Consider the following 25396-nt stretch of genomic DNA (forward strand, 5'->3'; position numbering starts at 1 on the left):
TCTTTTTGGATTAGCTTCCCGGCGTTTGTTGCGCAGGATCGTTTACCATACTCTCGGCATTTTTTACACTTTGCTGGGCGGCCAGCATGGCCGCGTCAACACTGGTGTTTACCGTATTAATTGCCTGCTGAATAGGGTTGATTACTGGTGTTGGCACTACCGGCGCAGCAGCTTGAGCCTGGTTATTGACCATTTGCAAACTGCTTGCTGCCAGCGTTTGGAAGCTGCTGTCTACCTGCGCCTGCATTGCCTGTAAAGCTTGTTGTTGAATAGCAGCGATCTGTGCTTTAAGGTCAGTAATTTGTTGTTGCATCACCTGTTGCGGTGATGTTGATGGTGCCGCTGCAGGCTTACTGTAGGGCGCAACCGGTGTATCAGCTGTATTAGGGGAATCACTTTGCTGTTGCATAATATTGTTCTTTTAAGTAATTGGAATGAGGGCTGCGCCAGACATTGGCACTGCCCTCTTTAACCATTTCCGTCCCTTTTTGGATCCGGTTTGTATGCGGCTAAGAGCCGAAGATTTGTTTGGTGCCTACGGCATCAGATGCAGTATCGATTGAATACAGCATCGTAACCCCCATAGTGGTGGCTGCCTGCGCCGTAATATTACTTTGCTGCTGGCTACTGGTGGCATTGTGTGCTGCATTGGCCAATGCTTGTGCGGTGGCCTGATACAGGTTGCCCATTGCAATTGCAGGCGCGTCGCCCAGTACTTTGGTGTTTGCCTGGGTTACAGAGTCGGTGATCTGATCGTTTACTGATGTTGGAAAAGCCATAATAAAGTTGGTTTAAGTGAATAATTGGTTCGGTTTTATTGCCCTAGTACTTTACCCGGAGCGTAGATTTGTTTGGTACCCACAACACTGGAAGCCGTGTCAATAGAATATAGGGTGGTAACACCCATTGTAGTTGCCGCCTGCGCCGTGATATTACTTTGCTGCTGGCTGGTAGAAGCATTATGTGCCGCATTGGCCATTGCCTGTGATGTAGCCTGGAAAAAATTGCCCATCGCGATAGCGGCCGCGTCGCCCAATACTTTGGTGTTGGCCTGGGTCACCGAATCGGTGATCTGACTGTTTACTGCTGTTGGAAAAGCCATTGGTTATTTTTTTAATGTGAATGTTAAGTTTATTGATAAATCATATTTGTGCCTACCGCGTCTGATGAAGTATCGATGGAATACAGGGTAGTTACCGCAGAGGTTGTTGATGCCTGTGAAGTAACGTTGGTTTGTTGCTGCGTATGGGTTGCATTATGAGCCGCGTTGGATAAAGCCTGAGAGGTAGCCATAAAAAGGTTGCCCATTGCCATTGCCGGCGCATCGCCCAGTACCTTGGTATTTACTTCAGATACTGAATCGGTAATTTGACTGTTTACTGCTGTTGGAAAAGCCATAACGGTTTAGATTTAGGGTTAAAGATTTAATTATTGATAAATTTTACGTGTACCTACAGCATCAGATGAGGTATCTATCGAATACAGGGTGGTAATGCCTGATGTGGTGGCAGCCTGCGCCGTAATGTTGGTTTGCTGTTGTGAGTTGGTTGCATTGTGTGCTGCATTTGCCAGCGCTTGTGAGGTAGCCATAAAAAGGTTGCCCATTGCCATTGCCGGCGAATCACCTAAAACCTTGGTGTTAACCTGTGATACTGAATCGGTGATTTGGTCGTTTACTGATGTTGGAAAAGCCATAATTGTTTTTATTTAATTTATTGATTAATTGTTGATTACTTTTTAAGCGAATATTTTAGTCGTTCCCACCGCATCAGATGCAGTATCTATCGAATAGAGGGTTGTTACGCCCATGGTGGTTGCCGCCTGCGCGGTAATATTACTTTGCTGCTGACTGGTCGTTGCATTATGCGCTGCATTAGCCAGTGCCTGCGCGGTGGCCTGCATAAGGTTAGCCATAGCACTTGCCGGGGCAAGGCCTAATACCTGGGTGTTTGCCTGGGTCACCGAATCGGTGATCTGGCTGTTTACTGCTGTTGGAAAAGCCATAGTTTTTGTTTTTTATTGTTTATAATGATTAAATTTTAATAGCATATATAAGTGCCACGCCCTGAGCGGTTACTGCTTGTCCCAAAATATTGGCCTGTTGCTGCGCTACCGTTGCATTATGGGCCGCATTGGCCAAAGCCTGGGCCGTGGCCTGATAAAGGTTGCCAATCGCAATAGCAGGTGCATTTCCGATAACCTCCAGGCTTGATTCGGTAATCGAATCAGTAACCTGACTATTTACTGTTTCTGCCATTTTAGGTTAAGCTTCTCTTTAAATATTAATTGCTGGTGTTATTACTGGCAACTGGGGTACCACTTTCGGCTGCAGTTGCTGTTACGGTAGCCGGTGTTTCCGGTGCTGCATCTGGCGTTGCCGGAGGCGCGGGCGGCGGTGCTGGCGCAGGCGGGGTGGCCCCCATTACTGAAAGGATACGTGCACAGGTAGATGTGGTCGTGGCCGAATTCAGCATTTGTGCGTTATGTTGAGCGGTAACGGCGTTGTGCATAGCCATGCCTATGGTTTCGGCCATTACATTGTTCAGCATTGCTACAGATTGCGAATCAGCATTACCTTTTAGCAGTTGCTGCACATCGGTTACGGAAGAAAGGATATAATCGTTAGCCATAATTTCCTATTTAATTTAAGTTAATAATCTTGGTATCTGGTAACAGGTATACGGTACCATTTCGGTCTACGCCGACATTTGCAATGCCCTGGCCGGATTGGAATTTAAGCGAAGCTGTGGCTCCGTCCTGCGACAATCTGTTGGCGGCTAAAGGTGTAAAACTGATGAGGTTTTTTACTGCAGCCAGGTAATTGTTTATAGCTGTCGTCAGGCCGCCCCCGGTCTGGTCGTTAAGAGAAATATTTTGTATAAGGTTGAACATCGCAGAACTGACTGTGATATAGCCAATAAAATTGCTTCCCCTCGCCAGGTCCGGAACGGATTGCACCATGTTCCCGCCAGCAGTCGTCATATCGATTGAAGGGGTAAATAAATAAGGCTCTACCACTGCCTCAAGCTGCGTATACATGGCCTGTATTTCACTGTTTTGGGTTTGGGGGATGAGGTTTTCGCCCAGCAGATGTTGCTGTGCATATTGGAAGAAAAGCGACAGGTTGACAAAATCAGATACTGTCGCCGCGGTTGCACTCGCGAATTCAGCCGATTGTGTCTGCAATTCGGGGTTAACTTCGCTTTGTTGCATCGTAAAATCAGCTAACGTGAGCATGTCACTAAATGAGATGGCCTGAAAAAGATCCGGCCGCTTTTGAACAAGCTGGGAAATCAAATCGGCACTTTTTGCAAGATCTCCATAGCTTAGCATATCGTTTTGATGAAGCAATACCGCCAGGTTAGCTTCATTATCATTTGCCGAGAGCCGGATCGCTGCCAATTGCGCGGCATCTGAGTCGGATAAAGAAAGTATTTTGTCGATATCCGCCCTGAAAGTATTGAAACGGATATAGTTGTCGCCTGTTAACCCGCTTTGTATCAGCTTAAGCAGTTGGTTTTCGCTTTCGACATTGATGCTGGTGATCGAGGTATCAGTAATACACATACTTAACCATTTCTGTCCTCCACTGATCATAGCAAGTACCGCCTGCGACTTTGTGCTTAACCCGCCGATAGCATTCAGTTGTTGTCCGTTGAGATAAATCATCTGATCTTATTCTTTTAAACAATTATTTCGATGGAAAGCCGCTGAGCACCGTTGCGGCATTTTGCCCAACCACCAGAAAGTTGGCCGCTGCGGTAGTCGCTAAGGCTTGGGCAGCAGTTACAATAGTTGTATATTGACCTGCCTCAGCCGGCACCGCAAGCATTTGCGCCATCGCAACACCAATGGCAGTAGAGCTGATGGTGTTTACATTTCTGAGATTATCAACGGCATCCTGTACGGCCAGCGCTGTTGATTGAGCGACAGATTGAAAGGCCTTAATCGTGCCCTCGTCTTGCATAATTTGTGGAGTAATGCTACTGTCTGATGTTGTTAAACTTGTATAAGGCATAATATTTATTTTAATTGTGATACCATCCGTTTACCAGGTTAATATAAAGCCGGATAAGGCTTAAGAAAATGATTAGGTATTGCTTTGACTTTCCAATATTTTTTTACAGCAGACAGACAGGCAGGCATTGGCTATAAGTTGCCCGCTACGCTGATTTGTGCTGGCATTGTGCATGGCTATTCCCATAGATACTGCCATGCTTTGAAATATGATTTGTAAAGAATCCATATAAGCTGTTTTATTTTCCAATTTATGATCACCAGGTACTCCTGCACTTCCTCTTTACTATAGCTTAAGCGCTATCGGAATAAGGGGGATCAAGAATTTTTACCCGGTTTAAATCCTGCTAATTATTTAATATTCTATAACTCAAAGAAAGGTTATAATTAAAGCCGTTTAAAGAGCGTAAACACTCGTTTTTATAAATGAGGGTAAACCATGCAAAACCCAGGGTAAACCCTTGTTAAAATGCTTAAAGTTGTATACTTAGTATTTAGGAGCTAATAAGTCTATTTATTGTTGAAAAATATATTTAAATATACATAAACACTATTTTTAAACTACAATTTTGTATTTTAGATCATTATTCAAGGGATGTGATTTGATTGAATAAATGCCTGCAGCCTGACTTACAAACTATTGATTAAAACAAAAATTAATTTTTTCATTAAACTGTTTGATTACATAACATGATGAACGATCACGATTACTCATCTAATCCTGCCAGCTTAGAAAACTTTTACATCATCTCGGAATTACAATTTCTGGAGTGTACATTTGAATGGACCAAACAAGTTTCCAGCACTAAAATGCCCTGCAAAATTTTTGCAGATAAGGGTAGCAGCAAGGAAAGGATGTTGGTACAGGTTCACTTTAACGATGCAACTATACAGAGTTTGTTGTCATGTGTTGGCGTCAAACACATCCATGCAAGATTTGTGATAGCTAATAAATATCAACCCTATAAAATAAAGTCACCAACATTTACTATTGTTGTATACGCAACTGATCAACTGGGACAGAGATGTTCGGCTTACCATTTAGGTAGGCCACAGTATGATGATACCATTGTTGTATCTGGAGACAAGCCTTTTCAGGGGGTTGGCAACTTTATTTCAAGCCGCCTCGCACAGGAATGGATAGACGGGTGGAAAATGGTATGTGATGGCAATCCAAAGGCACCGGGATGCTTAAGTGAGCTGTTTTTAACCAACTACGGATACCTTACCGGCTATAACTACCTCATGTCAGACTTTATGTATTCGTTGTTTCCTCCGGGAACGCAGAAAGAGTGTTATGATCTGGTCATCCTGCCGGTTATACACAAACATGTTTCCAATAACCTGATTGGCCAGCCTACCTTGAGCCGTACATTCGGACTGGTTCTGGCGGGTGTACAACTCCTTACTGATGACGGCGCTGTCGATAATGCTGAGGAGGTGAAAACCTTTTATGATCTTTCTCTTCCAACACCACCCAATCACATAAGCCTGTAAGCGAACTGCAATAATAAAATTTTGAATAAAGATCCAATGTTGAATATTTATGGATGGTGCTTCGCAAATCTTTCTAATTTATTCGTCTCTTCTGGTCATCGTACCATTTTTAATCGCCCTTATACGATTTAAAAAAATGGAGCAAATATGGAGGTCTCTGGCTTTATTGATTTTTTTTGATTTTTTAGTAGAAGCAATCGGCCATGTTTTGTACTTTCTGAAAATCAGCAACCATTTTTTATGGCCAATTTTTATACCGGTAGAATTTGCATTGCTTGCCCGGATATATCAATCTGAGTTCAAAAAAATGGCAATTGGCCGTTTCATACCAATAGTAACCATATTGTTTATCACTTATGTTATTGCTGACAGTTTGATGGCACCTGCCGACGACCTGAGCGCTATTCCTCATTTCACTGAAGGCGTATTAATATTGCTATTGGTGATGTGTTATTACTATAAAAACCTGAACTCACTCATAGAGACACGCCTTGAATATCAACCTATGTTTTGGTTATCCACAGGCCTGTTTATTTATTTTTCAGCAAATTCTGTGATCTTCATTTTCAGTAATTATATTCAAATGTTATCGCTGCGATTCTTCAATCTCATTTGGTTTACCCATGCCATATTTAACATGCTTTTATACATTTTTTATACTTTAACCGTGTGTCTGATCCCAAAGAAACTGAATTACAACATCTGATATTCGGCAGTATCCTCGTCATGCTATTGCTGGCTATTGCGATCATTGCATTTTTTGTTTTATATCAAAAACGGTTGCTCAAAGAGCAACGCCGTTTACAAAAAGTTAAAGATGACTACCAAATACAATTACTTGGTTTTAGCATTAGCATTCAGGAAAAAGAAAGGGTACGTATCGGGCAGGATATGCATGACGAAATAGGTTCATCCCTTTCAGCTATAAAAATGCTTGTTAATCAGCTTCCGGAAAATGATATGGAAAGCCGCCGGCTCATTGCGGGCATTAAAAATGGATTGAGCAATACCATTAATGACGTGAGAAAGATTGCAAACAATCTTTTCCCATCTGTACTGGCAAAATTTGGATTGGCTGATGCACTACGTTACCATGTAAATGTATTATCTGCCAGCAATACCCTAAAGATTGATATGGCAATTGACACAAAATTCGACCTGAGCTTTGAATACGAACTGTCTATATATCGAATTATTCAGGAACTGATCAACAACGTCATCAATCATGCAAATGCAAAAAACCTGTTCATTACGCTCAAGCAAACCGCTGAGGGAATATTTGCTGCAGTTAAGGATGACGGCTGTGGCTTTGATGCTACCATCACTAACGATTTAATCCGTATGGGGATAGGAATTAAGAGTATAAAAACCCGGGTAGCAGCGATGCAAGCTGCTTTAAAAATAACATCCAAAGAAAATTCAGGTACATTAATCGAAATCACTATTCCTTTAAATGATGGAAAAGATCAAAAATGATTTAACTAACCAACCTGCTAACCGAATTAAAATAGGCATAGTAGATGATCATAAACTATTTAGGCTGGGGTTAATGGAAATTTTAGGACGGGTTAAACACTTCGATCCTATTTTTGACGTTGAGGGTTATTCGCAATTATTAAAGGAACTGGAAATGCAGGTACCTGATATCATTTTGATGGATATTGAACTACCCGGAAAAGATGGAATGGATTTGTGCAAACTAGTTGCAGAAAAATTTCCGGAGGTCAGGATCATTGCCTTATCCATGCATACTGCCGATAATTTTATTTTTTATATGATGAAAGCCGGTGCGCGGAGTTATTTACCCAAAGATATTGATAAAGAAATTTTATATAAAGCCATTGAAAAGGTATATGTAAATGGTTTTTACTTTACCGATGCTGTTGCCGCGGCCATGGTAAACGGTGTTAAAAGTAATTATAGCAGGCGGTCAACTTTAAAGTATGGTGAAAGCCCGCTGACTAAAAGGGAAATTGAAGTACTTACACTCATTTGTAATGGCTTAACCACCACAGAAATTGCACAGAAATTATTCATCAGTGTCAAAACGGTGGAGGGCCACCGTAAAAATTTATTAGAAAAATCAGGTACGTCCAATTCGGTGAGCCTTGCGGTATATGCAATAAAAAGCGGTATTATCGATGAAATTCAGTAATAAAACCAATAATATAGTCTCTCGTTAGCTTATATCGGTTATTTGATTAAGAGGCCGTCACCCTGACCTGTAGCGAAGCGGAAAGCTACGCAGTAAACCGAGCCTTCGGCGAGCTCACCGAAGGTAATTCATTTCAGGGTCTTTCCTGCTAAAAAGATGCTGACCACGGAGTAGCTACAAGGCCATTGAAAATATTATTCCTACTTGTAAAACAAGTTTAGCATGACGAATCGGCCAGGGATGGGTCGTTTATAAGGCAGTATTTTAATTAAATACTTATCGAGTTCAGGTCAATAAATGATTGTGCTATCTATAGGTTAACCCATGGAGATGCAGCACTGATTTTTTTATAATTCAGGTAATTACTTTTCTCTGATACCAAGGGAGGCCGATAGCTTTCAAGATCCTTAAAACTAATTTTCTTATTTCTCCCATTCTGTAAAACGGCAGTATCTTCCTGATCCTTGAACTTGATTTATGCAAGTCAGGATATAAAGTTGAAAAGCGTTTGTCTAGAAATTACCGGCGTTGATCTAGAAGTTACGGTTAATGGTATAATGGCGGGTTTTTGCCTGCAACGTTTGGTGGTAAGCTGCGTCTTAATAACAAAACAATAACAAGCACTTAAAATATTAAAGATATGAAAACCTTAACAAAAACCTTATTCGCAGTAGCATTAACAGCAGTAGTATTCACTTCATCAGCAATGGTAACTTTTGCCGCTGAGCCTGTTAAAGCAGAAACAAAAACGTCCACACTATCAACATTCAACAGGATCTGGGTAAGTGGAAATGTAAAACTTATCCTAACCCAAGGCGAAAAGCAACATGTAGAAGGCGCAAGCAATTACGATGCTGCAAAAACTTCGGTAACCACTGATGGAACAACCTTATTTGTCAATTCAATGGAAACCGGTCAGGTAACGCTTAATATCACCGTAAAAGATTTAGAAAGAATTGAAGCTTATGGCCAATCGGTTGTAATAACCAGTAATAACTTTGATGTAAAAAACCTTCAGTTGTTTTTGAGCCAAAGTGCTACTGCAAAGATTAAAACTACCGCTGGCAGTTTATACACCATCGTTAAGGAAGATGCAGTATTAAAATTAAATGGTACTGCTGATCAAAGTACCATGATTGCAAGCAATATGAAAAATGTAAAATTAGCTGACTTTGCCAGTCTTAAATCAGAATCATATGCTTCTGAGGCGATTATGAAAGCAGAACAAAACGCGATGGTTTTGGCAAAATAAAAAAATATCAATCAGATTAATAAAGCTGCCCCTTTGGGCGGCTTTTTTTGTTTAAGGTGGATGATATTAAGAATATTTCTGTATGATGTGAAACCAACTGATTGTAAATTTTAATTGGCTTGAAGTCTCTTTCATCTGCCTTTAACGCAACATGCAGGTGATATAGAAAGGTTAACCTGAGATGATCGGTTCGAAGGTGCGAAAACGTGCCGGGTTTCTAAAACTAAATCAAAATTTTATCACCTATAATTTCTCTTTACGGTTTTCCGTAAGGATTGCCGTTGCCGTGCTTATACTTTTGGTCAACTTAACCATACCCAAAGCACTAAAATGTATAAATTATGAAAACAGGCAATACCCGGAAATTTATCAGGATCATGGGATTATTGGGGCTATTTGCAATTTCAGCTTGTAAAGGTTCCGGAGAATCCCAATCGGAAAATCCCTTCACAGCTACGAATTTTAACCTTTATGATCAGAATTTAGGAAAACGTATCGAAGCATACCATAACGCCAATACTCCAGGGAGTGAGACCGAAAAAGGTACTCCGGCACTTTATATTGATTTCTCCTCCGGAATAAACAAGGCTTTTAGTGATCCTAAAATTAAAAGCATGATGTCGGCCTGCTTCAATACCATCCTGGCACAGCAATTTGAAGTTTATAAATTGGGTTCCAACAAAATTTCATTGCTCAATGTAGCCAACACTACCGAGCTGGGGCAGCAGGTAAGCGACCCAAAACAATACGCTGATATTTGGGCGCCATTGCAATCATCGGTAGAAAAAATTGTGGCCGGTAATGGCGATGCACTGCTGATTACCGATTTCGAAGAGTGGCAAAAAAACGTCGAGGTGACCAATACCGCTTTTCTAAAAATCCCATTCTCCAAATGGCTTGAAAAAGGAAATTCCATTCATTTTTTTATTGCCGATTATCAAGAAGGTAAGGTGAATAAACACCTCTATTTCACCATATTCAGTTACGGTCATCCGGATGCAGGTAGTTTGATTTCAAAACTTGAGTCAAAACTTTCGCCATTAACAACGCGGTTTGATTTATCAAACAGTACTTATCAGCTATCTACAGCCTATCCTTCAGAAAAATCAGGAGGTATTTTCTATGATGAAAGCGCTAATTCAGACAAAGCCAAAAATGTACTCGATTTAAAAGAGGGCTATATTAATGGTCTTAAAAACGGACATAACTTTGAATTTTATCCTCTTGGATTAGATTGGAAAAGCATCGATCAACTGCACAACACTTATGCCGCACAAAACCAGTTTAACGATTTCTTCAGGAAGCTTTTTATAGACCTGAGTAACGAAGATAGTTACACTTTTGGAAACTTCGGCGTAAAAGTTTCCGATGTAACGGCTGATTTCGAAAACTTTGCCAAAGCAGACGAAGCTAAAAAACACCAGCCTAAATTAAGCAAAGGCAATAATGGCGAGGCTAAGTTTTCTGATCAGGAAAAGGATGCCATTGCACTGGCCTGTTACAACGCCGATGGAAAATTAAAAGAACAATGGATTTATAAAGCACAGGCATCAAACCCGCTTAATGAGGTTTTTACCCTTAACCAAACCCTTTTTACCAATACCAGGGCATCCAACCCAAAACACATAGAATTTGGTGTTTCCTTCGGCCCTAAATTCAGTATAGCCAACATTCCTGATCCGGATGGTCTGATCAGGGTAGATATTTTATCAAAAACCGCTACACCAAACCTGCAGGGCGCTAAAATGGCGAAATTCGAGTGGATAAACGCAAAAAATACCCCCAATACCGCTTTGTCAGAATCGATCAAAAACACTTTACAGGAACTCAAACCTGTAGATAAGGTAGTGTACGCTTACTACATCAAAACTAAACAGTAATCTAAAATCATTAAAAATAAATTCTAAAATGGAATCAGCTTCAGCTTACATCATCTCGATCATTACCGCATTGATCTTTCTTCTTTTATCAGCCATCATTGCAAACGCCATTAAATTTGAAGGTGGAAGTAACCCTAAAGATCCGCAGGCACGTAAAACCTGGTTCTGGGTACTGGCCATCCTAAATCCGGCAGTATGTTTTTTGCTGGGCTATTATGCCTTTAAGCCTGATGCAAACATCATGGTTGTTAATAATTATGTAACAGCCTTGAGTATTGGTACCGCTATCGGTTTTATGCTTTACATCCTCATCGGTTTTGTAATGAGCAAAATATTTGCCACCGGAAAAATCGGGCACTGGTTTTAACCCCTAATTAAAATAGCAATGGATAAATTATTCGTCATCGCCATAGGCGGTACCGGGATGCGTTGTTTGGAAGCCTTTACCCACCTGTGTGGAATCGGGATGTTCGATAATCAGGAAATCGAAATCCTCACGCTTGATACCGACCAGAATAACGGGAATAAAGGAAGGGTTGAAGAATTGATCGGCCTTTACAACCGGATCAAAACAACCGGTGCCAGCGTGGGCGGAACGCCAAATGCAAATACTTTCTTCTCAGCAAAACTGAATTTGCACCGGTTTTTTACCAATTATGCTGGTCCGGGAAGAGAAACCTATAAAAACATCAGTAAAATTACAACAGGTTCGCCCGAACAGCAGAAAGCCAATAAATTAATATCTGACCTGTTTTTGGATAATAGTTCGGTACAGGAATTTGCTTTAGACCATGGCTACCGGGCACAAACCCACCTCGGCTCTATGCTGATGTACCATGGCATTATAGAGGCTGCCCGCAATATCATTAAAGGTGCTGCAGTACAATCGCAGGAACGCGAACTGGATACTTTTATGGGCAAACTGGAGGGGGCAGGTGCAGATGCAAGGGTTTTTATTTTTGGTTCTATATTCGGTGGTACTGGTGCCTCATCTATCCCCGTAATCCCGAAAGCACTACAAGACTTTGTGAAAATCCGCTCAAACGGTAATGCCAGCATCGATTTCGGCACGGCCAAATTTGGTTCTACTTTATTAACGGAGTATTTCACTTTTAGTAAACCAGATGATAAACAGAGAGCCAGCAAAGCCAATAGCGTAATTGCCGATTCATCGTTTTTTCCACTAAACAGCCAGGCAGCATTGCAGTTTTACCAAAGCGATCCTACCGTTCAGAGGTGTTATAAACTGCTTTACCATATCGGCTGGCCGATAGAAAGCAAGAAAATTGACGGCAACAATATGTCTAATCAAACCATCACCGGTGGGAGTGAGCAGAAAAACCCATGCCATATTACAGAACTATTATGTGCCTGTGCTGCTTACGATTTTTTTACCCGTAATGACGGTTTTAACAGCGCAAAAGCAGAGTACCTCTATAAAGCGGTAGAATTTAAAGATAATTCGTTTAATTTTTCTTTTGACGACTTTATCGGAAACGAAAATAAATCAGGTGAAATATTTGTAAATAAACTGGGTGCTTTTTTCTCCCTGGCACACATTTCTTTGACCAAAAACGGCGGCGCTTTTGATGATGCGGGCATAAAAGGTTTCATTAAACAATGCGAGAATCAAAAACTCAACCAATACAGTACCATTACTGATGCGGAATGCAAAGACATCAACGAATATTTTAAACTCTTTGCCTACACCTTTAAAGATGCCAGATTTGTGCCGGGCTGGCTTTATCAGGTGAGGAATTCCGTTGCCCCGGGCAGATTCCTTTTTGATAGCAAGGCATTTCCGGATAACCCTTCCGAACTAAAAAAACTGGATGTGGGTACCATTTTCCTTGATGAAAAACACCATTGGAGTAAAGGACGGTTTTTTAGCGATCGATATAACGTTTTCGTGGAGAATCTGATCAACACGAATCCTAAAGAAGAGCAAAAGGTAAATACCACCAAAGAGAAATTCCTCGCGCACATTTTTAATGCACTTACCATTTCACAAAACTTCGATATAAACTAAAGCACCATGTCTGATAAAAGAATCAAAGCACTGGCGATAAAAGTTCATCCCAAAACAGAGCCAAACGGTGTCGAATTTGCATGGGATAAAATTCCGCAGCTGGAAGTATTTACGAAAAACATCCTGATCCCCGAAATCGCTATTGGTAAGGACGGTAATTCTGCTGTTAATATCGGAACAGTTGTATCGGGTATACCTTCTGTATTTGCCCGGGCTAATTTATTTAAAAATGCCATAGACAACATCCGGGATAAAGACGCCGAAGCGTCAGGTTTAATGTTGTTTTATAAGTCGCTGATCAGTGAATGGAAAGGTTTGATCAGTTGTATAGCCTTAAACTATAAAGACCTGGAAGTGAATAGGATTCATCTATCTTATTCAGATGGTCAGCATTTAAGTACAACTGCAAATTTATACGAGCCTACCGGTGCTTTTGGCAATATGTTATTTGAGCGTAAACCTTTGTGGTGCGATCAGTCATTGGCCAATAATACCGACAGGATACCCTTTATCGATGTTATTTCGTTTAAAGGCCATGTTATCGGCGGAACTTCACCTGATGGTTTTGTTTTTACTTCGGTATCCTACCAGATCAGAGAAAAATTCCCTTTCATCAATGTACAGAACGGAAAATTTATCGATCCCTTACAGTCGGAAATGAATCCGCAGGAACTCTCTGCAATTTACGGCTATGCCAGGCACATTTTAAATAACATTGAACGTTTCAGGCAAAATTATGCCGGTGTAGACGAACTGATCAGGCCTGAATATGGCAATGTTTCAACCTGTATTCAGGCCTGGATGGATGAGATGGTCATTTATCAGCAGACAAAAGGTTACCCTAAACTCGATAAATCTACCCCGCCCGAAGTCGGTTCCTTATTCAATTATCCTTTTAGCCTTCTTTTTAACTATTCGACAGCCTTATTTGGTTCAGAAGGAATGATTTACAACGAATCGAAAGAAGGTAGTATCCTGTTTGATCCGAAAGATTTATTGCTTCCGGATACTACTGAAATTGCACAGGTCGATTTTGGCAGAGATGGCATGGAAACCCGCAATTTCCTGAAATCAAAACCCATACTGCTATTGGCTGCCGAAACCAAAGGACAGCTAAGCAGCTATGCCTATTTTACCCTGCCCTTAACGCCACTGGCACTAAATGTTTTTGGTGCTACACTTGATGCTTTGGTGGGCATTTCCGAATCATCGAACGTAAAATCGCGGATTACTGCCATTTACGATCCGGCAGATAAAGATGGCGAACGACTGATTGTTCAGCTAACGTTATATACCGAAACCGGAAATGAGATTGTTAAAGAGGTTATTTATAGGGTTACCTCCGAATCGATCAGCGGTAAGGATATTTTAATGTGGCCTAATTTTATATCCAAACAATGGAACCGCTATTTTCTGTATTCCGAAATACCGCATAACGATGCCAGGTTTCAGGCTACGCCATTTATCGGAAATATGGATGACGATTTTTTCAGGATTGTGCTGGATGAAAAGGGCATCCCTTTATACCTGGCGAATAATGGAAAGGCAGCGGTAATCTCCGAAAAATATGGCAGCATCAAAGCGCAGTTACACGTTGCAGCCAACAATGCGGTGGCCGACAATAAATATAAGTACGAGATATACGAAAGCAATAAACCTTTTAAAGGTGTAAAATTTTCGCAGGCAGGGGTTGATTGCGGCTTTGGGATCATTCGTTATGATGGGTCAGGCAACACGCAGGCTTTACCGATAAATATGTTAAACGCGCCAAGGACCTTGTCGCCGGCATTTTTAGGAGTCGATTTTGGCAGTACAAATTCATCTATTGCTTACTTTTCCGATCAGCGGAACGAGGTTTGCGAAAACCTGAAACTCACCAACAAAAGGGTATCATTATTGGCTACCGATAGTAAAAATAACGACGAACGCCCAGCTGTTGAGGATGAAATTTTCTTTTTTCAGAACGACGAAATCCTCACCAATTCCATCAAATCGATATTAACCATTCACGATTCGAGAAGAGTGGTAAATGATGGCAACATCCAGGTTAACTCCTTAATGGCCCAGGCCGTAAAGGGTGGTTTCCCCTGTTTTGAAAAAAACCTCCCTATTGAAAATGCAGAAAACAACCGCTACATTTTAGGTTATAACCGCATTGGCAGGGCCGAGCTGGTGTACAATATGAAATGGTCTACCCAGCAGATTGACAAGAGCTATAAAACCGCCTATTTAAGTACCCTATTGCTGCATGTTTATGCGCAGTTATTTATTGAAGGGCATGAGCCGCATACCTTAAAATGGTCGTACCCTTCATCAATGGGTAAAGAATTATTAAGCGAGTACCGGGGCATATGGGATTCGCTTAAAGAAATATCACCGATTGAAAGCAACGTTAAATTAAAAACCTTCCCTCCTTCCGATCTTTCTGATATCGGCGATACATCAGGCAGTAGCAGCTGGGGGTCTCCCTTAGCTCAATCGGGTGCATGGGGCAGCCAGGCATCAGCATCTGCGGCCACAACACCGGCATGGGGCTCAACTGGCAATAGCGCCTGGGGTGAACAGGCCAAAGCAGAGGTAGTTACAGGATGGGGAAATGATGCTAAAAAAACGCTTACAGCAGTAGATATCAAAACGGAAACCGGTCCGGTGAGATTCGATTTTAAAAAATTAGGTAACGAGGAGTCGTTGTCAGAAGCCTGTGCCGTAGCCAATTACCTGGTACGCCCGAATGGAGGTTACTCCATTAATCCTGGAGAGCTGGTGCTTTGTTTTGATATCGGTGGCAGTACAACAGATATTACCGCGTTATGCCAGATGGAGGGCGGAAAGGCCATGGTTAAGCAGAATTCCATCCGCTTTGCGGCTGAACGTGTGGCGCAGGCCACCAAATTTTCACCCAATTTTAAAAACGTACTGCTCCGGATCTGCGAAAAGAAAAAAATATCGATTCAGGGGTTAAATTCTGGCACACCTAAATTTAATGAAAATACCGCGCCTTATTATTTCGAACAGGTGGTTGACCGTTTAGAAGCTTCTGATTTTGAAACTTTTTACCTCTTGATTGCTGCAGAGTGTAAGGAAATGATGAGCGTTAACCTTTATGTAACCGGCCTGATTATGTTTTACGCAGGTCAGCTGGCCTATAAACTGCGTAATGAAATTGTAAAATCAGAAGATGCACCTCCAGCGGTTAAAGCCATTCCACCGAAAATAAAAATTGCATTTGCAGGAAAAGGCGCAAGGATATTCGACTGGTTTAACGCGGTAAATCCAGCTGCAGCAGATGATTATTATACGCAGATGTTTATCAGGGGAATGGGCGGAGAAACCGTGGCCAAACAAACCATTAGTCCGATTACCACAATCCCTTTAAAGATAATTGATATCAATTCACACCGCGGTACAGATAATGCGGATGTTAAATACGAGGTATCAAAAGGTTTGGCCATCCCCACCAACATCACCAGTATTTTGGTGCCCACCAACAAACAGGCCATTGAGATATTGGGCGAGGATAATTTCTGCGTGGTTACACCAAATGGCGAATTTAAATACCTGGAGTCAACCAATTCCATTACGCCCGAAATGCTGGAGCATATCGGCAATCATTTTATCTGTTTACCACAGGAAGGCAAAGCGCATTGCCCAAGATTTATGGACTTTGCCGATCTGTTTTACAAGGTATCATCCGGCATGTTCGGTTTAAAAATGAATGCAACAGATTTTATGGCCGGTTTTCAGGATATGAATATTGAGAACTATATCAAAGGAGAGCCGGATTTTATCAAAGCACAAAAGCGGAAACACGATGATCAGAAAGATTTCGATTATGTAGCACCGATCATCATTCTGGAAGGGATGAAATTCTTTGAAAAACACCTGCTTAAGGGCATTCAAAAACAATAATGGCGATGGGATTCTGTGTATTGGCAAAAATATCGAAGCGGACGGTTACTTTCTGGTATCAATCAGACAGTAACCCTTATGCCCCATTAAAAATGAGGGAATCGAATGAGGTTCCCCTGTACTTTTATGTAAATGGCAACGATTTTATTTTTGGTGGCGCAGCAAGGGAGCGCTTTTACAGAAACGATCCTTATGCTTATGGTAATTATTTCGAAATTGTAAAAGATCCGGCAAAACATTTCAGTATATATGGTCATAAAAAACCGGTTAAGCAGCTGTTTTACTACGGTGTTGAACAATACTTATCACACTTTTTAAACACGGTATTGTACAAATCAGATTCTATCGAATCGTACAGGCAGCAGTTTCCTTTGCGCTTTTTATTTGATGATGATATTGAAGACAATGAGAAATCGCTGATCGAAAACCTGTTTCATGAGGCGGGTTATTTCAATTTAGACCGTATTGGATATCACCATACCCTTTTTAATATACGCTCCCAAAAGCAGATTTTGCCAAACCACAGGGCCATTTTAATTATGAATGGTATTGATGATGTACTTTATTTAAACCTCTACAAAAACATCAGCGCAGAACCTCTCGGATCGGCCAAACTGGTAGGTCAGGGGGCCGACCCGAGGGTAAAAATTCTGGCCGATATGATTGTGGAATATATTATCGTGCAAAATTCCTACCTGTCGGTTGATAAAGATGCGGAAATCGCTTTTTTGCTTCCCTTTTGTGCGGCTTTACTTCAAAACATCAGTCCGATTATTAAAGGTGAAGCCGAACTGTCTGATGGAAACCGGTATTGGTTTAATGTAAGAGAAAGAAATCTGAACGACAGGCTGCAATATTATGCCAATGACGGGATGATTTTTGCCGCAATAGACGATCTGCTGAAGGCAAACAATCTGCAGGCAGATGGCGTGACAATCCTGCTGGGATCAGAAGAAATCAGCACTGCGTATTTTTCTGATAAACTGCTGAAAAAGTATCATCATGTTACGGCCTTGCAGCCTGTTGATGTTAAAGATACCATGCTGGCTATTTTCCAGGCAATTGCCAGTAACGGTTACAAAGTTGAAGCAAAAGTACCTGCTGCGCCTCCGGTATTGGTTCGTCCTCCGCTCCCATCACCAAAATTGCCACCGCCATTACCACCAAGAAAACAAAGCGACATTCCAAAACCCATAAACATTCCCAGGTTGCCAGAAATAAAAGCAACAACGAATACTAAAAACAATCCGGTAAAACCACCACCCTTACCTCCAAAAAAAGCTTAGGGCATATAAATCCAAAACTTAATAAAATGGCTATACAAATAGAAAAAAGAAAACCTGTTTCCCTGATCGGGGAAGAACCCGGCTTAAAACACATTATTGCAGGCCTGGGCTGGGACACCGCTATCATAAACGGACACCCGGTAGACCTCGACCTCTCCGTATTTATGTTGGGTGAAAACGGCAAACTCCTTGCTGATGAATACTTTGTTTTTTATAATAACAGCGCCAGTCCCGATGGCTCTACCCATTACCCGGGCGACAGCAGGGGCGGCGAAGGCGATGGAGACGATGAGGTAATCCACATCGATTTATCCAGAATAAATCCGAAAGTGGAGTTCCTTTATTTCGCCGTAACCATTGACCAGAGTGAAGAAAGAGGACACCATTTTGGCCATGTTCAAAACTCCTACATCAATATCAGGAACCGTGCTGATCAGTCGGTTTTATGCCAGTACCTGCTTAAGGATGAATTTACAAATGAAGATTCCATCATGATTGCTTCCCTTTCCAGAAACGGAGGAGCATGGAATGTAGAGGGTCTTGGCCAGGCCTTTTCCGGCGGTTTAAATACACTAATAGCATTATATCAATAAATGAGCAGTTTTAATTTAAATAAGGGCGACAGGTTCGCACTATCCAAGGCAGCACCCGGACTCACCATTGTAAAAATCGGCATGGGCTGGAACCCTAACGAAGAACCGGGCGGTCCGGAGTTCGATCTCGATGTTTCGGCATTTTCGATCGGAGGCGATTTCAAGATCCCTTCCGATTCGTACTTTACGTTTTACGGGCAGATCCGAATGGGTAATAAAATTGAGGATAAAGTTGAGAAAGGCCTCTTCAGGCCGTTTACGGAAGACGGTGCCATTATCGGCGCTATTGATGATCCCGACGGGAGCAGAAGTGACGGCGACGATGATGAAGATATGTTTATCGATTTATCAAAAGTTAGCCCTAAGGTGGAGCAGATTATTATCTGCTGTACCATCTGTAAATACCCGAACGACAATAAGAAAGACCGGAGAACATTGGATCTCAATTTTGGAAAAGTGAATGACTGCTACATCAGGATTGTGGATGAAAGCAATGGTTCGGAAATATTGCGTTACGACCTTAAAGACCAATATACCAATGAAGATGCCGTTGAATTTGGACGCTTATTCCGTGTTGGCGAAAGCTGGGAGTTTGAAGCGATGGGCAAGGCGCATACGGGCAGTTTGCAAACTTTGGTTGATATGTACACCTAAAAATAGAAAATTATGGCATTCGATTTAAATAAAAACGATGGTGCTGAAACAACGCCATCCAAATTTGATCTTTCAAAGGGAGAGATCGAAAAACCTGCTGGCAGATCGCAGCGCTGGTTGATCGGTTTGTTCGGCGTACTGGTTGTTGGTGGCGGCATCTGGTATTATGCAACAGGAAAAACAGATCCTGCAGCAAAAGCATCTATACCTGACGTTTCTTCAAATGAGGCTTCAGTTCTTACTCCTGAAACACCAGCCAAAGAAAAAGCTGGCGGTATGGATACCACGGCTGTTACCCAGGTAAAATCACCGGCAGTAAAAGAAGATTCGATCAGTATAACCCGCCAGAATACAGTTCCTGCTGAATTACCAACCAAAGCGCTCATGGGTTTAAACCATAGTATACCGGTAACATTTGTCCAGGGTTCATCATCTTTTGCAAGCGTAAATGAAACTTTGATCAGGCGCATTGTGACTTATTTGATCAAAAACCCTGCGGCATCCGTCCATATTGATGGTTATGCCAGCAGTGATGGTCCGCTAGCCCTAAACCAGCAGGTATCGCAGGCAAGGGCCGATGCCTTCAAAAATCACTTAAGTGCATTAAATATCGATGCAAGCCGGATAAGCACCACAGGAAAAGGCATTGAAAACCCGGTTGCCTCAAACCATACCGCCAGTGGAAGGAAAAAGAACAGGCGCGTTGAGATTACATTGCTATAAATGATCCGATAGCTTGGATGCGAACTGAATATGTGCTAGCCGAAGCAATGTACCATGTATTTATTGTCAAAAAGATTGCTTCACGCCAACGCAAAGCCCTTTCTCCAGTTCGCAATGACGAAATTAAGACCCAAAAACGCACGTTAAGTTAATCAGTTAAAAAAATATTGTGGCAAAAAGAAGAACCAGAAAAACAAAGAAAAGAGGTTTTAAAGAAGTCCTAATCCTGTTAGCGATGCTTTTTAGCGGCATCCTCTTTATCATCAAAATCATTTTCGGTCGCATAGGCTGGTTAGAAGTTTTTGCGCCTGTTATCATCGTATTTCTGATCCTTTTCCTCCTTTCGGTATTAAAAACGGCAGTAAGGAAAGTGTAGAAAAAAAACAAAATTTAATAAACCCTGCTCCAACCGGATATAATCGCCAGTTAGGGCGGGGTTTAGTGGTTAAGCCTATGGTAACATTATCCAGCTATTTGGCTGTTTTATAGTATATTATTTCTAGTTTAACCGCTAAATCCATCCCAGGCACAACTTCGGGCTTTCGTAACGCATTATTCCGGACTTAACCGACCTAAACGTTATAGATCTACCTGAGCCAAAATGAACCTTTAAACTCAATTGATGCAATCTGCGCACATGCTGGCAGACAGCTGGCGCCGGGCACCAGCTGTCTGCCAGCATAAATAGACCTCCGGCATTACCTTTTGTTTACCTAAAGGGTAACGCCGGGGTAAACAAAAGGTAAAGAATAGGTAGAGAAAAGGTAAAGAATAGGTAAGCAAAGGGTAAACATGGGGTTAACCTGTCTCAAACAACAGGTAAAGAATGGGTAAACCAAATTCTTTTATCCAAATGCATTCTTTTAACAGGCCCTTTAATAAGAAACCAATAGGTTTTTAGGCAAAAACGGTCCCCCCTGCAGGTTCAAGGGTTTTAAAGTGTCTTCTTTTACCTTACGTTTGTAGGTGTTTTCCCTTATGTTAAGGTAACCTGTAGTCTGCTGGGGTGAGCTATGAGGTGGGCTGCCAAAGAGATGGTAGAGGTCGGTTTCTTTATTCAGCAGGAGATCAATATTGTGCAAAATCTGCACTAGCGTTTCATAGTCTCCATTATATAAGGCTTAAAACATGAAATATGCAAGTGGTTACTTCGCCAAAACATGCTTCATCGCTCTCCATTCCCATGGAGCAGTTGCAGTGCTATCCTGCCATAAACCTACTTTATGTTTCCTTGCGGTAATTTCAAGCTGCGCATAAAGCGGATCGGAGGAGTACTTTTTAAAATGCCAGGCCATACCCAATTTAACCATTTCCTGGTTGACTACCTGTTTTTTATTATTGATCACTAAGGCGATCAATCTTTTATACCGGTCGTAATTTTGGCCCTGTATCATTACCATTTGGCCGAAACACAAATCCGAAAGCGCTTGTCTGGCTTTGGTTCCAAAAGGCTGGTGGCCACGTCTCTCGGGGCAATCAATATGCGCCAAACGGATTTTAACAGGATGGTTCTTGTATAAAACCTCCATGGTGTCGCCATCCATAATGCGGATGACTTTGGCAGTAAAAACCAGATTGCTATAATTGAGGCCTTTATTTCCAGCGGGCTGGATGAAGCAGGACTGAAGCGTGAGCAACACTAGAAGTAAGACTACTTTTCCCAGTGGCATAGTGTTTTTCCCTCTTTTTTAGCTTGTTCAAGATCCACTTTTACAATTTTGTAAGTACAATTACTTAAACCACGACAATTTGAGCTATTGTGGTATTTTTTAGCACCTGGGCTGTTGCAGACGTACACCGTTGTGCTTTCCTTGCAGGCAATGTTTACGAAGAAGAAGATGATTAGGGAGAGGGTTTTCATGCTGTCGAGGTTAGTTGTTTGTTTGTAAATGGCTTATGAATATAGGGATAGTTAATGACTATAGCTTTCCCTGAATAAAATTATTGATTACTGGTTCCAATGCAGCCGGCAGATCTGTCGTGAGTAAATCAAATTTCTTTACTTTCATCGTCTTAAACCAATCACCCCAGTATTGTTTAATTACGTCTTCCTCGTAAGGGTTACCTGGTGATGGATTGATGCCCAGTACCAGGATTTCAAGATCTTTTAGGTTATAAGGGAAAGTAATAAAACCAAACTTGTTTTTCCTCATGATGTCGGCGTAACCAGCCGTGTTAAGCTTTTTCGAAGCGAGAGATTGCGGCGTAATGTAAGAACTTTTTCCTCCTACCTGCATTATGCTGGCTTTGTGATACATATAACCATCCGTAAGTATCACTAAAATATTCCGATGGTCTGGTTTAATGCAATATTCCTGAACGTTGTTTTTAAAGAATCTCCATATATCAGAGCCTATATAATGACCATCTTTAATGGCACGCTGGTAAATTTTTGCAGGATTGTCGGTATAAAATTTATCTATATCAATAAAGTCCTTTTTACTGGTTTTTGGACTAAAACCGACTTTTAATTGTTCACTCAGCTGATTAATGTTAGGAATATTGGGCAGAGGATTAAAGAAAACCTGCATCTGGTCTTTTAGTAATAGCATTTTTTTTCCCTTTACATGGTTAGCGAATGCTTTTTGTACTGATTTGATATATTGCAGATCGCGTTGGCAAATCCCCGGATTTTTTTTAGGGTCGATCCGGTCAGATAGATCCAATAAAAAGCTGATGTTAAGGTTTTGTTTTGCTGGCTGAGCTTGACTCTCTTTTGTAAAAGTAGCTATAATTAAAAGCGATAGTAATATTGACTTCATGATACCTGATGGTTATAAATTATAAAGTAGTTACGTAAACAGAATTTTGAGAATCTCCACTGGCTCCTACACTTTTGAGGTTTTCGTGATAGGTTTCCATACATTCAGTTTGAAGAACAACTTTTTCATGTTGTGAAATGCGCAGTTTTTCGTTAATGAAGGTAATCCAGCCCTGCATATATTCTGAAGCATACAATACATACTCTTTGGTTGGAATGATTACCGCATCAATAATATTTTGAAGCGCTCTAACCCGTTCCTGAGCTGCAATTGAATCTGTCTTGAATTTATTGAGTTCTTCTGTCAATTTTGCCTTTTGAATTTCAATATCGCTTATCCTGTCCTGATGGATCTGGATGTCTTTTTTTCTGCGGAGCTGCTCATGTTTGATTTTGTCTTTCTCCCGATGTTCTTTCATGATAAAATCAAACACCACGCCCCAAATGAGGTACACTACAAAACCGGCAAAGATGATTCCCCAGAACTGGATTTTCCCAAAGGCAATAGGGAGATTAAAATCTGGCGTATTAAAAGTTTTGGTTAGCTCATAAATCTTTTCCTCAATCTGATAAGCTAAAATGGCATCAAAAACAAAGGTGGTGAGTAAAAGCGCTGCTATCTTAATGTAATTACCTATACTTTTAACCTCTCCAAACATATGGATCAGATACCCAAGCCCCAAAAAAACAAAAGGAATAAAAGTTACAAAAGCACCTTCGAGGGAACCATCATGCCAGGCCTTTTCAAAAGCTTTCGAATCAAGCACATTCATAATGATGGTACTATTGGCATCAAAGGGTTTAAAAAAAGCAGAATAAGAAGTGGAGATATAAAAGGTAAATAAATACAAACTCAGAGGCATCAGGATGATCAACCCAATCCAGAATTTGCTTGAAGCACCTTTTGAAGCACTAATATGATACTTTTCCGGATTCCGGGGCAGGTCGTTGATTTCGAATTTTAACTCTTCGATATTATCTTTCACTATCCTGATATCGGATTCTAACTTGTTGATTTGTTGTTCTTTATTTTCTTTGCTGATGGCCAGCGTCTTTATTTCAGTTTCTTTAGTTTTCTGCTCGTTAATATAGGGCTCTTTAGCCAGCCGTTGCTTTTCTATCAGCTCCTTTTCTTCATTTTGAAACCTGGCGTAAATGGCATTTAAGCAAATGGATAGGGCAAGTGGGCTACCACTATTTCTCGATCCATCTCTGAAACCGGCCTCGTGGTAAGTTCTTTTTCTTACATCATCCCCATCATCAATACTTGGATTTTGAATCTGGTTATTTTGAGGCAGAGGTTGACTATCCGTTTTTGAACGAAACAATTCTTCTATTTGGGAAATCATAACAGCAATGTTTAGTTTGATTTATGATGTGATTATGGGTATTTCTCTTTTCCGAAACGATACGGTCTCTGGAGTATGTTTTTTGAGCAGGTAAAATTTCAGTGGGTTTTTCTTCTGGTTTTGCAGGTTCACTGTTCTTATAAAAGGCGATAATTAAAAACAATAATCCGGTGATGATATCCAATGGGATCCAGATGCTTTTTCGATGCAGGTAAAAGGGAGCAACGGGATTAAAAAGAAAGAGTATCAGCGCAAAGACAATTGCCAAAGCATAATTTTTTTGCTTGATCCAGTGGTAAATGAGCAGTACGGCACCCAACGAAACCATTGTTCTTAAAAAGGTATAATATTCAATGGGCAACTTTAATATCGCCACAAAGCAGCAGATTGAGCAAATGATCAGGAATGATTTCATTGATGAAAAAGGATAGGAATTCAATTAATTTTTGGAGACTAGCGCTAAAAACCTACTTGCAATTTCATTTTCTCCAAGCAATTGACCATTAGGTAAAATCATCATTTTACTACCATTAATATGATTTTCGAAAATATGGTAACCCTTTCTACAATTTTCGTATCGATACTTTAATGCTTTAAGTCCTTCGAGCAGGCCTTCCTGTTTTGTAACCTGATAAACATGCTTAGAGCAACTTAACCTGAAAATGCATTTCCGTCTTTTATCTTTAGGGAATATTGCCCAGTAAATCTTAATAGCCAGAAGTAAGATTATCTTCATATTACTCCTTTGCTAAAGACAACCATTTGATAAGAAGCCAGATAGCCAGGTTTGGCGCCTAAGCCAAAACACCCTGGATCAGGCTGTACATAGGTTGAAACACTTTCCAGTCTGATGTATTCCCAGCCTTGATTAGTAAATTGTTTGATCAGGTTTTCTAATTGACTGGCAACCGCAGTTGTAGTTTCGTTTTTTTGATTCAATGTTGCGGTAAATGGCACTACTTTGTATTCCATAACAAGTTTTGTTTTAAGTTTATACTTCAAAAGTATACATGTTCAATCCCGTAACCTTACGGGAAACCGTAACGAGAAAAACTATTATTTCATGTATAAAAAATTGAATACCGGTCCGCTAGCACTGATAAACTGCAATGGAATGGTCACCCTCGACAGGAACAATGCAAAGTGCTGCCCCTACTGGCGTGAAGATTAGGTTTTTGAAATCAAAGTTAAAAGATCTCCGCTGCGGTCGGGATGGCGATGTCACGGCATTATGCACTTTTTAAAATCGTGTTATTTACATTGATTTTATGAAATGGTTATCCCGCCGGGA

General features: G+C 41.0%; 32 protein-coding genes. 14 read left to right on the top strand and 18 right to left on the bottom strand.

Annotation, left to right across the window (positions count from 1 at the left end):
- Positions 1–10 precede the first annotated feature (10 nt).
- From ACFE6N_RS02905 to ACFE6N_RS02955, 11 genes are all read right to left on the bottom strand, one after another.
- The gene (locus ACFE6N_RS02905; protein WP_378933679.1) at positions 11–409 is read right to left on the bottom strand and encodes a hypothetical protein; all 399 of its coding nucleotides are present in this window, start codon (positions 407–409) and stop codon (positions 11–13) included.
- Positions 410–509: 100 nt separating this feature from the next.
- A complete protein-coding gene (locus ACFE6N_RS02910; protein WP_029287502.1) occupies positions 510–779 on the bottom strand; it encodes a RebB family R body protein in 270 nt (89 codons plus the stop codon).
- A 35-nt stretch (positions 780–814) separates the two neighbouring features.
- Positions 815–1102: a RebB family R body protein gene (locus ACFE6N_RS02915; RefSeq protein ID WP_145858334.1), complete on the bottom strand. Its 288-nt coding sequence runs from the start codon at positions 1100–1102 to the stop codon at positions 815–817.
- Between the two features lie 29 nt (positions 1103–1131).
- Entirely contained in the window at positions 1132–1398 is a 267-nt protein-coding gene (locus ACFE6N_RS02920) for a RebB family R body protein (RefSeq protein ID WP_121284323.1), read from the bottom strand.
- Positions 1399–1428: 30 nt separating this feature from the next.
- Positions 1429–1695 (bottom strand): RebB family R body protein, encoded by a 267-nt coding sequence (locus ACFE6N_RS02925; RefSeq protein WP_145858337.1) that lies wholly within the window; start codon positions 1693–1695, stop codon positions 1429–1431.
- 42 nt (positions 1696–1737) lie between these two features.
- Positions 1738–2004 (bottom strand): RebB family R body protein, encoded by a 267-nt coding sequence (locus tag ACFE6N_RS02930; protein ID WP_145858341.1) that lies wholly within the window; start codon positions 2002–2004, stop codon positions 1738–1740.
- Positions 2005–2032: 28 nt separating this feature from the next.
- A complete protein-coding gene (locus ACFE6N_RS02935; RefSeq protein ID WP_145858343.1) occupies positions 2033–2257 on the bottom strand; it encodes a RebB family R body protein in 225 nt (74 codons plus the stop codon).
- Positions 2258–2282: 25 nt separating this feature from the next.
- A complete protein-coding gene (locus ACFE6N_RS02940; protein WP_378933685.1) occupies positions 2283–2630 on the bottom strand; it encodes a RebB family R body protein in 348 nt (115 codons plus the stop codon).
- Between the two features lie 10 nt (positions 2631–2640).
- On the bottom strand, positions 2641–3669 hold the full coding sequence (locus tag ACFE6N_RS02945) for a hypothetical protein (protein WP_378933688.1): 1029 nt from the start codon (positions 3667–3669) through the stop codon (positions 2641–2643).
- Positions 3670–3691: 22 nt separating this feature from the next.
- Positions 3692–4018, bottom strand: a complete 327-nt coding sequence (locus tag ACFE6N_RS02950) for a hypothetical protein (protein WP_145858352.1) — start codon at positions 4016–4018, stop codon at positions 3692–3694.
- 72 nt (positions 4019–4090) lie between these two features.
- Positions 4091–4246: a RebB family R body protein gene (locus tag ACFE6N_RS02955; RefSeq protein WP_145861751.1), complete on the bottom strand. Its 156-nt coding sequence runs from the start codon at positions 4244–4246 to the stop codon at positions 4091–4093.
- Between the two features lie 461 nt (positions 4247–4707).
- Here ACFE6N_RS02955 and ACFE6N_RS02960 point away from each other — a divergent pair, with 461 nt between their 5' ends.
- The 14 genes from ACFE6N_RS02960 (at position 4708) to ACFE6N_RS03025 (ending at position 20371) form a co-directional block, all read left to right on the top strand.
- The gene (locus ACFE6N_RS02960; protein WP_378933691.1) at positions 4708–5514 is read left to right on the top strand and encodes a hypothetical protein; all 807 of its coding nucleotides are present in this window, start codon (positions 4708–4710) and stop codon (positions 5512–5514) included.
- A gap of 136 nt (positions 5515–5650) precedes the next feature.
- A complete protein-coding gene (locus tag ACFE6N_RS02965) occupies positions 5651–6220 on the top strand; it encodes a hypothetical protein (RefSeq protein ID WP_378933694.1) in 570 nt (189 codons plus the stop codon).
- A complete protein-coding gene (locus tag ACFE6N_RS02970; RefSeq protein ID WP_378933696.1) occupies positions 6184–6990 on the top strand; it encodes a sensor histidine kinase in 807 nt (268 codons plus the stop codon). The genes ACFE6N_RS02965 and ACFE6N_RS02970 overlap by 37 nt, the downstream gene beginning before the upstream one ends.
- Positions 6971–7669, top strand: a complete 699-nt coding sequence (locus ACFE6N_RS02975; RefSeq protein WP_378933699.1) for a response regulator — start codon at positions 6971–6973, stop codon at positions 7667–7669. The genes ACFE6N_RS02970 and ACFE6N_RS02975 overlap by 20 nt, the downstream gene beginning before the upstream one ends.
- 640 nt (positions 7670–8309) lie before the next feature.
- Complete coding sequence (locus ACFE6N_RS02980) at positions 8310–8921, top strand: GIN domain-containing protein (protein ID WP_378933702.1); 612 nt, start codon at positions 8310–8312, stop codon at positions 8919–8921.
- Between the two features lie 341 nt (positions 8922–9262).
- Positions 9263–10801, top strand: a complete 1539-nt coding sequence (locus tag ACFE6N_RS02985) for a hypothetical protein (RefSeq protein ID WP_378933705.1) — start codon at positions 9263–9265, stop codon at positions 10799–10801.
- A gap of 28 nt (positions 10802–10829) precedes the next feature.
- The gene (locus ACFE6N_RS02990) at positions 10830–11168 is read left to right on the top strand and encodes a hypothetical protein (protein WP_378933708.1); all 339 of its coding nucleotides are present in this window, start codon (positions 10830–10832) and stop codon (positions 11166–11168) included.
- A gap of 18 nt (positions 11169–11186) precedes the next feature.
- Positions 11187–12830, top strand: a complete 1644-nt coding sequence (locus ACFE6N_RS02995) for a hypothetical protein (RefSeq protein WP_378933711.1) — start codon at positions 11187–11189, stop codon at positions 12828–12830.
- A 6-nt stretch (positions 12831–12836) separates the two neighbouring features.
- The gene (locus ACFE6N_RS03000; RefSeq protein ID WP_378933714.1) at positions 12837–16739 is read left to right on the top strand and encodes a hypothetical protein; all 3903 of its coding nucleotides are present in this window, start codon (positions 12837–12839) and stop codon (positions 16737–16739) included.
- A gap of 5 nt (positions 16740–16744) precedes the next feature.
- Positions 16745–18025 (top strand): hypothetical protein, encoded by a 1281-nt coding sequence (locus tag ACFE6N_RS03005; protein WP_378933716.1) that lies wholly within the window; start codon positions 16745–16747, stop codon positions 18023–18025.
- Positions 18026–18051: 26 nt separating this feature from the next.
- Positions 18052–18618 (top strand): TerD family protein, encoded by a 567-nt coding sequence (locus ACFE6N_RS03010; protein WP_378933719.1) that lies wholly within the window; start codon positions 18052–18054, stop codon positions 18616–18618.
- Complete coding sequence (locus ACFE6N_RS03015; RefSeq protein ID WP_378933722.1) at positions 18619–19272, top strand: TerD family protein; 654 nt, start codon at positions 18619–18621, stop codon at positions 19270–19272.
- 12 nt (positions 19273–19284) lie between these two features.
- A complete protein-coding gene (locus ACFE6N_RS03020; protein WP_378933725.1) occupies positions 19285–19995 on the top strand; it encodes an OmpA family protein in 711 nt (236 codons plus the stop codon).
- Between the two features lie 169 nt (positions 19996–20164).
- A complete protein-coding gene (locus ACFE6N_RS03025) occupies positions 20165–20371 on the top strand; it encodes a hypothetical protein (protein ID WP_378933728.1) in 207 nt (68 codons plus the stop codon).
- Positions 20372–21140: 769 nt separating this feature from the next.
- Here the strand turns inward: ACFE6N_RS03025 and ACFE6N_RS03030 are convergent.
- The 7 genes from ACFE6N_RS03030 to ACFE6N_RS03060 are packed head-to-tail and all read right to left on the bottom strand — an operon-like array spanning position 21141 to position 25077.
- On the bottom strand, positions 21141–21665 hold the full coding sequence (locus tag ACFE6N_RS03030) for a thermonuclease family protein (protein ID WP_378933731.1): 525 nt from the start codon (positions 21663–21665) through the stop codon (positions 21141–21143).
- A complete protein-coding gene (locus ACFE6N_RS03035) occupies positions 21647–21856 on the bottom strand; it encodes a hypothetical protein (RefSeq protein WP_378933734.1) in 210 nt (69 codons plus the stop codon). The genes ACFE6N_RS03030 and ACFE6N_RS03035 overlap by 19 nt, the downstream gene beginning before the upstream one ends.
- A gap of 58 nt (positions 21857–21914) precedes the next feature.
- On the bottom strand, positions 21915–22757 hold the full coding sequence (locus ACFE6N_RS03040) for a hypothetical protein (protein WP_378933737.1): 843 nt from the start codon (positions 22755–22757) through the stop codon (positions 21915–21917).
- Between the two features lie 19 nt (positions 22758–22776).
- Positions 22777–24105 carry a hypothetical protein gene (locus ACFE6N_RS03045; RefSeq protein ID WP_378933740.1) on the bottom strand — a complete coding sequence of 443 codons (1329 nt, stop codon included), beginning with the start codon at positions 24103–24105 and terminating at the stop codon, positions 22777–22779.
- Entirely contained in the window at positions 24062–24520 is a 459-nt protein-coding gene (locus ACFE6N_RS03050; protein ID WP_378933742.1) for a DUF6804 family protein, read from the bottom strand. The genes ACFE6N_RS03045 and ACFE6N_RS03050 overlap by 44 nt, the downstream gene beginning before the upstream one ends.
- Positions 24521–24544: 24 nt before the next feature.
- Complete coding sequence (gene yidD / locus ACFE6N_RS03055) at positions 24545–24841, bottom strand: membrane protein insertion efficiency factor YidD (protein ID WP_378933745.1); 297 nt, start codon at positions 24839–24841, stop codon at positions 24545–24547.
- Complete coding sequence (locus tag ACFE6N_RS03060; protein WP_378933747.1) at positions 24838–25077, bottom strand: hypothetical protein; 240 nt, start codon at positions 25075–25077, stop codon at positions 24838–24840. Before ACFE6N_RS03060 ends, yidD begins: the two co-directional genes overlap by 4 nt.
- Between the last annotated feature and the right edge of the window lie 319 nt (positions 25078–25396).

Source organism: Pedobacter sp. BG31, from assembly GCF_042464845.1.
Taxonomy (GTDB): Bacteria; Bacteroidota; Bacteroidia; order Sphingobacteriales; family Sphingobacteriaceae; genus Pedobacter; species Pedobacter suwonensis.